At 65.2% G+C, this 12,410-nt stretch carries 12 protein-coding genes; 8 read left to right on the forward strand and 4 right to left on the reverse strand.

Going from position 1 to position 12,410, the window contains the following annotated elements; genetic code table 11:
- Positions 1-7: 7 nt before the first annotated feature.
- Both P7C00_RS14045 and P7C00_RS14050 read right to left on the reverse strand, forming a co-directional pair.
- The gene (locus P7C00_RS14045; RefSeq protein ID WP_346632622.1) at positions 8-619 is read right to left on the reverse strand and encodes a glutathione S-transferase; all 612 of its coding nucleotides are present in this window, start codon (positions 617-619) and stop codon (positions 8-10) included.
- A 147-nt stretch (positions 620-766) separates the two neighbouring features.
- Positions 767-1,990, reverse strand: coding sequence for a multidrug effflux MFS transporter (locus P7C00_RS14050; protein WP_404939547.1), 1,224 nt, complete (start codon positions 1,988-1,990; stop codon positions 767-769).
- Between the two features lie 92 nt (positions 1,991-2,082).
- Between P7C00_RS14050 and P7C00_RS14055 the strand changes: the two genes are divergently transcribed.
- The 3 genes from P7C00_RS14055 to P7C00_RS14065 all read left to right on the forward strand — a co-directional run bounded on the left by P7C00_RS14055 (position 2,083) and on the right by P7C00_RS14065 (position 4,854).
- On the forward strand, positions 2,083-3,552 hold the full coding sequence (locus P7C00_RS14055; RefSeq protein WP_404939549.1) for a PLP-dependent aminotransferase family protein: 1,470 nt from the start codon (positions 2,083-2,085) through the stop codon (positions 3,550-3,552).
- An 82-nt stretch (positions 3,553-3,634) separates the two neighbouring features.
- Positions 3,635-4,570, forward strand: coding sequence for a bifunctional oligoribonuclease/PAP phosphatase NrnA (locus tag P7C00_RS14060; RefSeq protein WP_404939551.1), 936 nt, complete (start codon positions 3,635-3,637; stop codon positions 4,568-4,570).
- A 14-nt stretch (positions 4,571-4,584) separates the two neighbouring features.
- Positions 4,585-4,854 (forward strand): hypothetical protein, encoded by a 270-nt coding sequence (locus tag P7C00_RS14065; protein ID WP_346632626.1) that lies wholly within the window; start codon positions 4,585-4,587, stop codon positions 4,852-4,854.
- Positions 4,855-4,869: 15 nt separating this feature from the next.
- Here the strand turns inward: P7C00_RS14065 and P7C00_RS14070 are convergent, their stop codons facing one another.
- A complete protein-coding gene (locus P7C00_RS14070; protein ID WP_346632627.1) occupies positions 4,870-5,790 on the reverse strand; it encodes a MurR/RpiR family transcriptional regulator in 921 nt (306 codons plus the stop codon).
- Between the two features lie 152 nt (positions 5,791-5,942).
- The gene (locus P7C00_RS14075; protein ID WP_404939553.1) at positions 5,943-6,104 is read right to left on the reverse strand and encodes a hypothetical protein; all 162 of its coding nucleotides are present in this window, start codon (positions 6,102-6,104) and stop codon (positions 5,943-5,945) included.
- Here P7C00_RS14075 and iolC point away from each other — a divergent pair.
- From iolC to P7C00_RS14100, 5 genes are all read left to right on the forward strand, one after another.
- Positions 6,103-8,043, forward strand: a complete 1,941-nt coding sequence (gene iolC / locus P7C00_RS14080; RefSeq protein WP_404939555.1) for a 5-dehydro-2-deoxygluconokinase — start codon at positions 6,103-6,105, stop codon at positions 8,041-8,043. The two genes, P7C00_RS14075 and iolC, sit on opposite strands and share 2 nt — an antisense overlap.
- A 130-nt stretch (positions 8,044-8,173) precedes the next feature.
- Positions 8,174-9,082, forward strand: a complete 909-nt coding sequence (gene iolE / locus P7C00_RS14085) for a myo-inosose-2 dehydratase (RefSeq protein ID WP_346632630.1) — start codon at positions 8,174-8,176, stop codon at positions 9,080-9,082.
- Positions 9,079-9,885, forward strand: a complete 807-nt coding sequence (gene iolB, locus P7C00_RS14090) for a 5-deoxy-glucuronate isomerase (protein WP_346632631.1) — start codon at positions 9,079-9,081, stop codon at positions 9,883-9,885. Before iolE ends, iolB begins: the two co-directional genes overlap by 4 nt.
- 43 nt (positions 9,886-9,928) lie before the next feature.
- Positions 9,929-11,428, forward strand: coding sequence for a CoA-acylating methylmalonate-semialdehyde dehydrogenase (locus tag P7C00_RS14095; protein WP_404939557.1), 1,500 nt, complete (start codon positions 9,929-9,931; stop codon positions 11,426-11,428).
- Between the two features lie 36 nt (positions 11,429-11,464).
- The gene (locus P7C00_RS14100) at positions 11,465-12,286 is read left to right on the forward strand and encodes a TIM barrel protein (protein WP_346632633.1); all 822 of its coding nucleotides are present in this window, start codon (positions 11,465-11,467) and stop codon (positions 12,284-12,286) included.
- The last annotated feature ends 124 nt before the right edge of the window (positions 12,287-12,410 follow it).

The following is a 12,410-nucleotide window of genomic DNA, read 5'->3' on the forward strand; positions in this document are numbered from 1 at the left end:
GTGGAGGTCAGGTGGCGGGGGTGGCGAGGAACACCGGCAGGTGTTCGGCGTATTCGGTATAGCTGCGTACCGCCGGGAATTGCTCGGGACCGAACTGGTCCGCCACCATCATCTGGCTGAAACTCCAGGCCACCGCCAGGCTGATTCCGGCCTGGCTCAGGGAGCCGTCCCGGGGCAAGGGGCGTTTCTGCAGTTCCTGTTCCAGCTCGGTATAAGCGGCCTGCAACTGGCCGCCCACCCGTTCCAGCCAGGGTCCATGCTGTTTCTCGGCCGGGCGCAGGTTTCTTTCGTAGACGATTTGCACCGACTTCTCACAGGCCGCCAGGGCCAGGCCAATCAGCCGCAACTCATGCAAACGTTCCGGCAGGGCCGAGGGCATCAGGCTCCTGTGCGGGCCGGCCAGGGTTTCCAGGTAGTCGAGGATCAGGCTCGAATCCATCAGCACTTCACCCCCGTCGCAGACTAGGGTCGGCGCCTTGACCACCGGGTTGATGGCCTTGAACTGCTCGAAGGTGCTGAACACCGAGACCGAGTGGTGTTCGAAGGGCAGGTCCAGGCATTTGAGGCTGATGGCGACGCGGCGTACGAAGGGCGAATCGAGCATTCCTATGAGTTTCATCACGTATTTCCTTGTCTTGAACGGCACAACGGATGGGAACGGCGCGGCTAATGTAGCGGCATTGGTTTCGTGTTGAACAGGGCCACTTTGCTACTTGCGCACCAGTCACCGGTGCAGGCGCCATTCTGCCTCAGCCGGCTCCAGCGCCTAGCGCTTCCGAGGCCGCAGGTACCACCAGACCAGGCCCAGGGCGACGCTGAACAGGCCGGTCAGGGCTTGCAGCGATCCGGCCGGGCTGTCTGCCAACAAGCTGGCAAGCAGCCCGCAGCCGGCGGTCATGGCCATCTGGATAAAGAAGAACAGCCCCGAGGCGGTGCCCGCCACCGCCGCATAGGGTTGCAGGATCGCCAACTGGCAGGCGGGAATCGCCAGGCCCACCGAGAGCATCAGCGGCAGCATCGGCAAGACGATTGCCCACAGGCTGTCGGGCCACAGGCTGCGGGAGATCAGCAGCAGGCCGGCGCCAGTCAGGTTCAGCAGGCAGGCCCCGGCAATCAGGCGGTCGGCGGGGTGGCGTACCCCCAGGCGCTGGAACAGTCGGGAGCCGAGCAGGTAGCCGGCCACGGTGGCGGCGAACACCAGGGCGTAAGTGCTGGAGGACAGCCCCAGTTGGCGCTGCAACAGTGCCGGCGATTGCAGGATAAAAGGGAAATAGGTGCAGTACAGGCAGCCGATGACCAGGGAGTAACGCATGAAGTAGGCCTCGCCCAGCAGGCGCAGGTACAGGCGCGGCAAGCGTTTGGCGGCCACGGGGGAGAGCTGCGGCGGGCGGGTTTCGGCAAGGCGCTTGTACATCAGCAGCCAGGCCGCTGCGGCCACCAGGCTCAGGCACAGAAACAAGCCGCGCCAGCCCAGCAGCTGGTCGATCAGGCTGCCCAGCGGCGGCGCCAGCATGGGCGACAGGGCAATGCCCATGGACAACAGCCCGAGCAGTCGCGGCTGCTCCTCGGGCGCGCAGCGGTCGCGGACCATGACCCGGCCGATCAGGGTGCCGCAGCAACCGCCCAACGCTTGCAGCAGACGGGCGACCATCAGCACCTCGACGCTGGCGGCGAGCATGCAGGCCAGGCTGGCCAGCAGGAACAGCGCCGTGCCCGCCAGCAGCACCGGGCGCCGTCCATAACGGTCGCACAACGGCCCGCCCAGCAGCATCGACAGGGCATAGCCGAGCATGTACAGGCTCAGGGTCAGTTGCAGCTGGGCGTCGCTGGCCATCAGCTCGTCGGCCATGGCCGGCAGCGCCGGCAGGTACAGGTCGATGCTGATCCTTGGCAGGCAGACCACCACCAGCAGCAACAAGGTCCAGAGCCAGGGGGCGAGGGTGGGTTCAACAGCAATGGAGCGGGTCGTGGAGGGGCTAACGGGTGGCATGGCAGGCTCGGGGCAAGGGGGCACGGCGCTGAAATTAAGGTGTTTATGGTTTAATGCCGAGCACCGTTTAGAGTGCTTTTGACTGGACCACTATGAGTCGTGGAAAACACCCCGTGCCCCTCGACCTGCCCCTGCCACAGCGCATGGATGAAGCCCTGGGCAAGCAGGACAGCGCCTACGGCGCGTTGCGCCAGGCAATCCTGGAAAAACGCCTGCCGGCCGGCTGCCGCTTGCCCTCGACCCGCACCCTGGCCCAGCGCTGGGGCATGTCCCGGGGCACCCTGGAAGTGGTCTTCGACCGCTTGCGCAGCGAAGGCTATGTGAGCCGGGCCAGCGGTTCCGGGACCCGGGTCTGCGCGGTGGTGCCGGACCTGTATCTGAGCGCCCCGGCACGGGTGGCACCCTGCGCCGCCAGTGACAACCAGCCCTCGTATCCGCCGCTCGGCGTGCGTGCCGGCCAGCCCTTCGTTGCCCGGCTGGCCGATCCGGCGCTGTTTCCCCTGCAACGCTGGACCCGCTCGCTGACCCGGGCGCTGGGCAGTGCCTCGGCGCAATCGCTATGCGATGCCGACCCCGCCGGCCTGCCGGCGCTGCGCCAGCAGATCGCCGAGTACCTGGGGCAGCACCGGGGCATCGCCTGCCATGCCGGGCAAGTGATGATCACCACTGGCATCCGCCACGGCCTCGACCTGCTGGCCCGCAGCCTGCTCAATGCAGGGGACAAGGTCTGTATCGAAGACCCCGGCTACCTCTCGGCCCAGAGCCTGTTTGCCCTGGCCGGGGCCCGGTTGGTGCCGATCCCGGTGCAGGAAGAGGGTATCGACGTGACGCAACTGCAAGGCCACGGCGATGCACGCATGGTCTACGTGACCCCGGCCCATCAGGCGCCCCTGGGCATGACCATGCCGGTGTCCCGGCGCCTGGCGCTGCTGGAGTGGGCCCGGCACAGCGACACCTGGGTGGTGGAAGACGATTACGACAGCGAATTCAACTACCAGAGCGCGCCCCTGGCAGCCCTCAAGTCCCTGGACCCTGATGACCGGGTGATCTACTGCGGCAGTTTCAACAAGACCCTGTTCGCCGGTTTGCGCGTGGGTTTCATGCTGGTGCCCGAGGCGCTGCGTGCCCGGCTGCTGGCCACCTTGCAGAACACCGGGCGTTCGGTGGGGGTGATCGAACAGCTGGCCCTGGCCGACTACATCGCCAGTGGCGCCTTTCTGCGCAACCTGCGGGCGGCGCGCCAGGCCTATCAGGAGCGCCGCGACCTGCTGCTGGCGATCCTCGCCCGGGAGGCGGCGGGCTGCTACCGGGTCAGCGGCCAGCAAGCCGGGCTGCACCTGCTGCTGGAATTGCCGCCGGGCAGCGATGAGGCGGGGTTCCGTCAGCGAGCCGCGCAGCAAGGTCTGCTGCTGCAGGGGGTGATCGAGCACTGCCAGCAGGTGCGCCGGCCGGCGGCGGTGATCGTCGGCTACGCGGCCCTGAGCCTGGCGCAGATCCGTTTCAGCGGCGCGCGGCTGGCGGCCCTGCTGGTGGCCGAAGCGGGGCAAGAGCCAGAAACATGAACACCGACTGTCATCTGGCTGTCATCTCGCTCGGGCACCCTCGGCGCCCCGGCCTTCGGCCTTTGTGGATTACACGGACGTCATGATCATTGTCACCGCCGGTGCGGCCTATCTGGATATCGACGCCTACGCCGGTTGCATCGCCTACGCCGAGTGGCTCAACCTCAGCGGCCGCCCGGCTCGGGCCCTGAGCAGCGCCCCGCTCAACGAGAGCATCCCGGCCGACTTCCGCCAGCGCCTCAAGGGCCTGGACAGCCACGTCCCGGAGGGCGCCGATCAGTTCGTGCTGGTGGACATTTCCAATCACCTGCACCTGGACCCGCTGGTGGACCTCGCCCGGGTGGTGGAGGTCATCGACCATCACCCCGGGTTCGAGGCCTTCTGGGACGAGCGCCTGGGCAAATACGCGGATATCCGCCCGATCGGCGCCGCCTGCACCCAGGTCTATGAGCGCTGGCGCGATTCCGGGCTGCTGCCGAAGATCAGCCGCGACAGCGCGCAACTGCTGGCGGCGGGGATTCTCGACAATACCCTGAACTTCAGCGACCAGGGTTGTACTGCGGCGGACCGCCAGGCCTACGCGGCTCTGGCCGCGCTTGCCGACCTGGGCCCCGAGTGGCCTGAAGAGTATTTCAAGCAGTGCCAGCAGCAGATCGAAGCGCAACTGCCCGAGGCCCTGCTCAAGGACCTGAAGCTGCTCGAACCTTCCAGCAACCTGCCGCGGCGCTTTGCCCAACTGACCCTGTGGCAGGGCCAGGGCCTGCTGGCGCGCCAGCGCAGCCTGATCGAGCAGGTGCTGGGGCAGTGGGGCGATGACTGGCTGCTGAACCTGATCAGCCTCAGTGAGGGCAAAAGCTACCTGCTGACCGGCAGCCCGGGCAGTGCCCACAAGCTGGAGCGGCTGCTAGAGTGCAGCGCCCTGGACCGCGTGCATTGCCTGGCCCGGCCGATCCTGCGCAAGGAACTGCTGCGCAAGGAACTGCTGCGCAAGGGCCTGGCGCTCCAGGCCCCGTCCTGAATCCGGAGAACCCCATGGACCTTGAACAACGCTTGCAGCAGGTGCATGACGAGCAGAGCTTCCTCGACTTCGTCCAGGCGCTGATTGCCGACCGCCGCGAGGCGCAGCGCAGCACCGAGGCCGGCGCGGCCGACAGTTGGCACAACCATTCCATCGAAGACTTTCTCGACGGCGCCCACGCCTGGGCCGAGGCCACCGGCGTCGGTGCCACCCAGGGGCTGGTGGAGGCCTCGCCCTGGCAGCGTTTCGCGGTGTTCCTGTACTGCGGCAAGATCTACGAGTAGCACCGCTCGGGCGGGCTAGTCGTCGAAGCCGCCTTGCTCATGAATCTCGTCCACTTTCAATTCCAGGCGGTACGCCACGGCGATAAACAGCGCCTGGCACAGGCACAGGGTGGCGCTCAGTGAGCGGAAGGCGAAGGAGCTGCCTTCATTGACCAACAGCACGCTGTTGGCGCGCTTGGCCAGGGGCGACAGGGTGCTGTCGGTGATGATCAGGGTCTTGGCCTGGTTGTGCTGGGCAATGCGCAGGCAGTGCTGGGTCTCTTTGCCATAGGGGGTGAAGCTGATGGCGATCACCAAGTCGTTGGGGCGGATGCTGCGCATCTGCTCGCGGTAGCTGCCGCCCAGGCCCGACACCAGATGAATGCGCTTGTTGGTGTGCTGCAGGTTGTACACCAGGTAGTCGGCCACGGCGAAGGAACGGCGCACCCCGACCACGTAGATGTTGTCGGCATTGACTACCAGGTCCACGGCCTTGTCGAAAGCCACGTCGTCCAGTTCCAGGCCCAGGCGTTCGATGCCCGAGAGGGTGGCGTTCACGCATTCGCGAGCCAGGTCGCCACCGCTGGCTTTCTGCGACTTGTTGGCAATCATGCTGCGGATGCGCTGCTGGTAGTTCTGTACCGGCGTGGCCTTGTGGGTGTAGGCCTCGCGAAACAGCGCCTGCATTTCACTGAAGCCGCTGAAGCCGAAACGCTGGGAGAAGCGCACGATGGCCGAGGGATGCACTTCGCATTCCCGGGCGATGTCGCTGATGCGGTCGACCATGATCCGGTCGCTCTGCTGGCTCATGTAGCTGGCAATGCGCTTGAGCTGGCGTGGCAGGCTCTCGTATTCCTCGGTGATCAGTTGCAGCAGGCGTTCGGCATTGATCGGGGGGCTGACGAGGTCGCTCTCGGGCGTGCTCTCGGACAAGGCCGGCTGATCGGTGCGGGACATAGAAAATCCTTCTGGCTTGTGCTTATGGGAACGGCCTGTGGCTCCGTCCCCTGACAATAGGTGGGCAGTCGGCAGTCTACAGGCTAGGGGCCCATAAAATCTTCGGGCTGATGCCGGGCGGCGCCTTGCTGAAACGATGCACGACCTCTGGCTCAGGCTTGAAAAAGTTTAATGGAAAAAATATTCCACGTAAAAAACTTATAGAAAAAATATTGATTGGCGCCGAGAGACGTTTTAGTCTGCATCCACCAAGAGTGCTCGACGCCCTCCAGCGGCGGCGAGCACAGGCTGATAAAAATAACAGGAGCCAGCATGGGCCAGACTCGTTTTGCCAGTGGGCGTCAATTGGATCTGATTTGCCTCGGACGCCTGGGCGTCGATCTCTATGCACAGCAGGTCGGTGCGCGGCTGGAGGACGTCAGCAGCTTTGCCAAGTACCTCGGCGGCTCGTCGGCGAACATTGCCTTCGGCACCGCGCGCCTGGGCCTCAAGTCGGCGATGTTGAGCCGGGTTGGCGACGATCACATGGGGCGCTTCCTGGTGGAGTCCCTGGTGCGTGAAGGCTGTGACGTCAGCGCCATCAAGGTCGACCCGCAGCGCCTCACCGCCATGGTCCTGCTGGGCCTCAAGGACCGCGAAACCTTCCCCCTGGTGTTCTACCGCGAGAACTGCGCGGACATGGCGCTGCGCGCCGAAGACATCAACGAAGCCTTTATTGCCTCCAGCAAATCTTTGCTGATCACCGGCACCCATTTCTCCACCGATGGCGTCTACCAGGCCAGCATCCAGGCCCTGGACTATGCGCAAAAACACGGGGTCAAGCGGGTCCTGGACATCGACTACCGGCCGGTGCTCTGGGGCCTGGCGGGCAAGGCTGACGGTGAGACCCGGTTTGTCGCCGATCACCAGGTCAGCCAGCATGTGCAGAGCATCCTGGCGCGCTTCGACCTGATCGTCGGCACCGAAGAAGAATTCCTGATTGCCGGCGGCAGTGAAGACCTGCTGACGGCTCTGCGTACCGTGCGTTCCCTGAGCCGCGCAACCCTGGTGGTCAAGCTCGGCCCGCAAGGGTGCACGGTGATCCACGGCGAGATTCCGCAGCGCCTGGAAGACGGGGCGATCTACCCCGGTGTGCGGGTGGAGGTGCTCAACGTGCTGGGCGCCGGCGATGCCTTTATGTCCGGCTTCCTCAGTGGCTGGCTGGAAGACGCCAGCGATGAGCGCTGCTGCCAGTTGGCCAACGCCTGCGGCGGTCTGGTGGTGTCGCGCCATGCCTGTGCTCCGGCGATGCCGACCCGTGCCGAACTGGATTATCTGTTCAGCAGCCCGGTGCCCATTACCCGTCCCGACCAGGATCCGATCCTGCAACGCCTGCACCGGGTCAGCGTGCCGCGCAAAGCCTGGAAGCAACTGTTCGTCTTTGCCTTCGACCATCGCGGGCAACTGGTGGAACTGGCGCAACAGGGGGGGCAGGACCCGGCGCGTATCAGCGCCCTCAAGCAGCTGTTTATCCAGGCGGTGGAGCGGGTCGAGCACCAGTTGGGCGAGCAGGGCGTGGAGGCCGATGTCGGTCTGCTGGCCGACCAGCGCTTTGGCCAGGACGCACTGAATGCCGCCACCGGTCGCGGCTGGTGGGTGGCGCGGCCAGTGGAGGTCCAGGGCTCGCGGCCACTGGCCTTCGAACATGGGCGCTCGGTGGGCAGCAACCTGATTGCCTGGCCCCAGGAACAGATCATCAAGTGCCTGGTGCAATATCACCCGGACGACGAACCCTTGCTGCGCCTGGAGCAGGAGGCGCAGATCATGGGCCTGTACCAGGCATCCCAGGTCAGCGGCCATGAACTGCTGCTGGAAATCATCCCGCCCAAGGACCTGCCCGGCGCGCATCCCGAGGTGCTCTACCGCAGCCTCAAGCGCCTGTACAACCTGGGCATTTATCCGGCGTGGTGGAAGATCGAGGCACAGTCGGCCGAGGAGTGGAAAAAGCTCGACGAGCTGATCCAGGAGCGCGACCCGTATTGCCGTGGCGTGGTGCTGTTGGGCCTGAATGCGTCGGCCGAGTGCCTGGCCGAGGGCTTCCGGCAAGCGAGCCATAGCCAGACCTGCCGTGGTTTTGCCGTGGGCCGGACGATTTTCCAGGAGCCGAGCCGTGGGTGGCTGGCGGGGGAGATCGACGACGAAACCCTGATCCGGCAAGTCCAGGGCACCTTCGAACAACTGATCAACGCCTGGCGCAGCGCTCGCCCCCTGTAGGAGCCGGCTGGCCGGCCAAGAGGGTCTTGAGCCTGGTGCCAGGCTCGCCGGCGCCCTCGCTGGCAAGCCAGCTCCTACAAGTACAAGGCCGTTCTCCACGCTTTCATGAATAACAACAAAAGGTGCAGCCATGCCCGCCATCCGAATTGGCATCAACCCGATCTCCTGGAGCAACGACGACCTGCCGGCCCTGGGCGGTGAAACGCCCCTGAGCACCGCCCTGAGCGAAGGTAAGGACATCGGCTACGAAGGCTTTGAACTCAACGGCAAGTTCCCCAAGGACGCCAAAGGCGTGGGCGATGTGTTGCGCCCTTATGACCTGGCGCTGGTCTCGGGCTGGTACTCCAGCCGCCTGGCCCGGCGCTCGGTGGCGGAGGAAATCGACGCCATTGCCAGCCACGTCGAACTGCTGAAACGCAACGGCGCCTCGGTGCTGGTCTACGGCGAAGTGGCCGACTCTATCCAGGGTTCACCGGTGCGCCTGATCGAGCGCCCGCGTTTCCACAGTGAACAGGCCTGGCAGGATTACGCCGACAAACTCACGGAGCTGGCGCGCTTCACCCTGTCCCAGGGCGTGCGCCTGGCGTATCACCACCATATGGGCGCCTACGTCGAGTCCCCGGCGGACATCGACAAGCTGATGAGCCTGACCGGCGAGGAAGTCGGCCTGTTGTTCGATTCGGGCCATTGCTACATGGGCGGCGGCGAACCCCTGGAGGTGCTGCGCAAGCATATCCAGCGCGTCTGCCACGTGCACTTCAAGGATGTGCGCAAGCCGGTGGTGCAACTGGCGCGCAACAACCTGTGGAGCTTCCCGGATTGCATCGTCAACGGCACCTTCACCGTGCCCGGCGATGGCGACATCGACTTTGCCGCCTTGCTCGATGTGCTGCTGGCCGCCGACTACCACGGCTGGCTGGTGGTGGAAGCCGAGCAGGACCCGGCCGTGGCGCCGAGCTACGTCTACGCAAAAAAAGGTTACGACACCCTGCGGGCCCTGCTGGACGCCGGCCTGCAACGCAGGAGGACTGCCCAATGAGCCTGCTGGTTAAAAGCGCCGCCAAGGGCCGGACCATGGTCCAGCTGCAAGAGGGCGCCCTGGAGTATGTGGGGTTCAGTGCCTACCGCCTGAGCCTGGGGGAAAGCCTGCCGGTCAGCGCCGGCGACAAGGAGCTGTGCCTGGTGCTGCTCAGCGGCCGCATCGACGTACAGGGCGAAGCCCCCCAGGGCGCCTTCCAGTGGGACAACCTGGGCGACCGGCAATCGGTGTTCGAAGACAAATCGCCCTTTGCCGCCTACCTGCCGCCGGGCAGCCAGGCCCAGGTCACCGCCTTGAGCGACGTGCAGATCGCCGTGTGTGCCGCCCCGGGTGATGCCGCCGCTGGCCTCGGCCCACGGCTGATCCGCCCGGAGCAGTGCAAGCGCAGCGTGCGCGGCAAGGGCGCCAATACCCGCTATGTCTGCGACATCCTGCCCGACAGCGAGCCGGCCCATTCCCTGCTGGTGGTGGAGGTGCGCACGCCGTCCGGGCATTCCTCCAGCTACCCGCCGCACAAGCACGACACCGATGACTTGCCGCACCAGAGCTTTCTGGAAGAGACCTATTACCACCAGGTCAACCCGCCCCAGGGCTTTGTCTTCCAGCGGGTCTACACCGACGACCGCAGCCTCGACCAGGCCATGGCCGTGGAAAACAGCGACCTGGTGGTGGTGCCCAAGGGCTATCACCCGGTCAGCGTGCCTTACGGCTACGAGTCTTATTACCTGAACGTCATGGCCGGGCCGAAGCGGGTCTGGCAGTTCCATAACGACCCGCAGCACAGCTGGCTGCTGGATCTCTGAAACCCCGAACTCAGACGGCAACCCTTTACGGAGAACAAGAACAATGAACGATACCCCGGTAATAGGTCATTACATCGGCGGCCAGGTGCAGGATGCCGGTGAGCGTTTCAGTCAGGTGTTCAACCCGGCCACGGGTGTGGTCCAGGCCCGCGTCGCCCTGGCCAGCCAGAAGACCGTGGACGAGGCCGTGGCCTCGGCGCTGAAGGCCTTCCCGGCCTGGTCCGAACAGTCCTCCCTGCGCCGCGCGCGGGTGATGTTCAAGTTCAAGGAACTGCTGGACCAGCACCACAAGGAACTAGCGCAGATCATCACCCGCGAGCACGGCAAGGTGCTGTCCGACGCCATGGGCGAGGTGACCCGTGGCATCGAGATCGTCGAGTACGCCTGTGGCGCGCCGAACCTTTTGAAAACCGATTTCAGCGACAACATCGGTGGCGGCATCGATAACTGGAACCTGCGCCAGCCCCTGGGCGTGTGTGCCGGGGTCACACCGTTCAACTTCCCGGTGATGGTGCCGCTGTGGATGATCCCCATTGCCCTGATTACCGGCAACTGCTTCATCCTCAAGCCGTCCGAGCGCGACCCGTCCGCCAGCCTGCTGATGGCGCGCCTGCTGACGGAAGCCGGGTTGCCCGAAGGGGTGTTCAACGTGGTCCAGGGCGACAAGAGCGCCGTGGACGGCTTGCTCCAGCACCCGGACATCGAGGCGATTTCCTTTGTCGGTTCGACGCCGATTGCCGAGTACATCCACCAGCAGGCCAGCGCCCGAGGCAAGCGTGTGCAGGCCCTGGGTGGGGCCAAGAACCATATGATCGTGATGCCCGACGCCGACCTGGACCAGGCCGCCGACGCACTGATCGGTGCGGCCTACGGCTCGGCCGGCGAGCGCTGCATGGCGATCTCCATCGCCGTGGCGGTGGGTGACGTGGCCGACGAATTGATCGCCAAGCTGCTGCCGCGCATCGATCAACTCAAGGTTGGCAACGGCTTGCAGGGCGACAGCGACATGGGGCCGCTGGTGACCGCCGAGCACAAGGCCCGGGTTGAAGGTTTTATCGACCAGGGCGTGGCCCAGGGTGCGCAGCTGCTGGTGGACGGTCGCGGCTTCAAGGTGCCGGGGGCGGAGCAGGGCTTTTTTGTCGGCGCCACCCTGTTCGATCACGTCACCACCCAGATGAGCATCTACCAGCAGGAAATCTTCGGGCCGGTGCTGGGCATTGTGCGGGTGCCCGACTTTGCCAGCGCGGTGGAGCTGATCAACGCCCATGAATTCGGCAATGGCGTGTCCTGCTTCACCCGCGACGGCGGCGTGGCCCGGGCCTTTGCCCGCACCATCAAGGTGGGCATGGTCGGCATCAACGTACCGATCCCGGTGCCCATGGCCTGGCACTCCTTCGGCGGCTGGAAGCGTTCGCTGTTCGGCGACCACCATGCCTACGGCGAGGAAGGCGTGCGCTTCTACAGCCGCTACAAGAGCGTGATGCAGCGCTGGCCCGACAGCATCGCCAAGGGCCCGGAATTCAGCATGCCGACGGCCAAGTAACTTTCTCGACGCGATGGATTTTGGAGAACAGCCAGCATGAGCCAGCCCCTGCGTTTCGCCCTGAATCGTATGGTTGCACCGCGTTTGTCACTGCCGGAGTTTATTGACCTGGCGGTGACGCTGAAGGCCGATGCCATTGAGATCCGCAACGACCTTGCGGGCGTGGAAATCGAGGACGGCACGCCGCCGGAACGGGTCCGTGAATTGTGCGCGGCCCAGGGTATCAAGGTGTTGTCGATCAACGCCCTGTACCCCTTCGACGTGTGGAACGACGAGCGTCGCCAGCAGACCTTGAAACTCGCCGCCTATGCCCGTGCCTGTGGGGCCGAGGGGCTGGTGATGTGCCCGCTCAATGAGCGTGCCGACCCGCGCACTGAGGCCCAGCGCATCAGCGGTTTGCGCAGCGCTTTGAGCGAGCTGGCGCCGATCCTGCGGGATCACGGCCTGCTGGGGTTTATCGAGCCCCTGGGCTTCGAAGAATGCTCGCTGCGGCGCAAGCGTACGGCGGTGGATGCGATCCGGGCCATCGGCGGCCTGGACGTGTTCCGTCTGGTGCACGACACCTTCCATCACCACTTGGCCAGCGAGCATGAGTTCTTCCCCGAGCTGACCGGGCTGGTGCACATCTCCGGTGTCGAGGACCGCCAAGCGCCGCTCAACAGCATTCGCGACGGCCATCGGGTGCTGGTGGGCGAGGCGGACATCCTCGGCAATGCAGCGCAGATCGACACGTTGCTGAGCAGTGGCTACAGCGGCTACCTGTCGTTCGAACCCTTTGCCGAGAGTGTGCACGGGCTGGCGGATATCCAGCAGGCGATTGGCGCGAGCATTGCCCACCTGCAGCAATCCCTGACTTGACGCCGCCAGCGTGCAGGAGCCGGCTTGCCGGCGAAGGGGCCCTTGCAGAGGGCGCAAACATTGAGCGTGCTTTCGCTGGCAAGCCAGCTCCTACGGGAGTGTTGGCGACACATCAAAATTAAGG

Origin of the sequence: Pseudomonas sp. JDS08PS003, from assembly GCF_045013505.1 — a bacterium.
Taxonomy (GTDB): Bacteria; Pseudomonadota; Gammaproteobacteria; order Pseudomonadales; family Pseudomonadaceae; genus Aquipseudomonas; species Aquipseudomonas protegens_B.

Coding starts and splice junctions, on each gene's coding strand:
- P7C00_RS14045 (WP_346632622.1), bottom strand. CDS start 619: ATGAAACTCATAGGAATGCTCGATTCGCCCTTCGTACGCCGCGTCGCC.
- P7C00_RS14050 (WP_404939547.1), bottom strand. CDS start 1,990: ATGCCACCCGTTAGCCCCTCCACGACCCGCTCCATTGCTGTTGAACCC.
- P7C00_RS14055 (WP_404939549.1), top strand. CDS start 2,083: ATGAGTCGTGGAAAACACCCCGTGCCCCTCGACCTGCCCCTGCCACAG.
- P7C00_RS14060 (WP_404939551.1), top strand. CDS start 3,635: ATGATCATTGTCACCGCCGGTGCGGCCTATCTGGATATCGACGCCTAC.
- P7C00_RS14065 (WP_346632626.1), top strand. CDS start 4,585: ATGGACCTTGAACAACGCTTGCAGCAGGTGCATGACGAGCAGAGCTTC.
- P7C00_RS14070 (WP_346632627.1), bottom strand. CDS start 5,790: ATGTCCCGCACCGATCAGCCGGCCTTGTCCGAGAGCACGCCCGAGAGC.
- iolC (WP_404939555.1), top strand. CDS start 6,103: ATGGGCCAGACTCGTTTTGCCAGTGGGCGTCAATTGGATCTGATTTGC.
- P7C00_RS14075 (WP_404939553.1), bottom strand. CDS start 6,104: ATGCTGGCTCCTGTTATTTTTATCAGCCTGTGCTCGCCGCCGCTGGAG.
- iolE (WP_346632630.1), top strand. CDS start 8,174: ATGCCCGCCATCCGAATTGGCATCAACCCGATCTCCTGGAGCAACGAC.
- iolB (WP_346632631.1), top strand. CDS start 9,079: ATGAGCCTGCTGGTTAAAAGCGCCGCCAAGGGCCGGACCATGGTCCAG.
- P7C00_RS14095 (WP_404939557.1), top strand. CDS start 9,929: ATGAACGATACCCCGGTAATAGGTCATTACATCGGCGGCCAGGTGCAG.
- P7C00_RS14100 (WP_346632633.1), top strand. CDS start 11,465: ATGAGCCAGCCCCTGCGTTTCGCCCTGAATCGTATGGTTGCACCGCGT.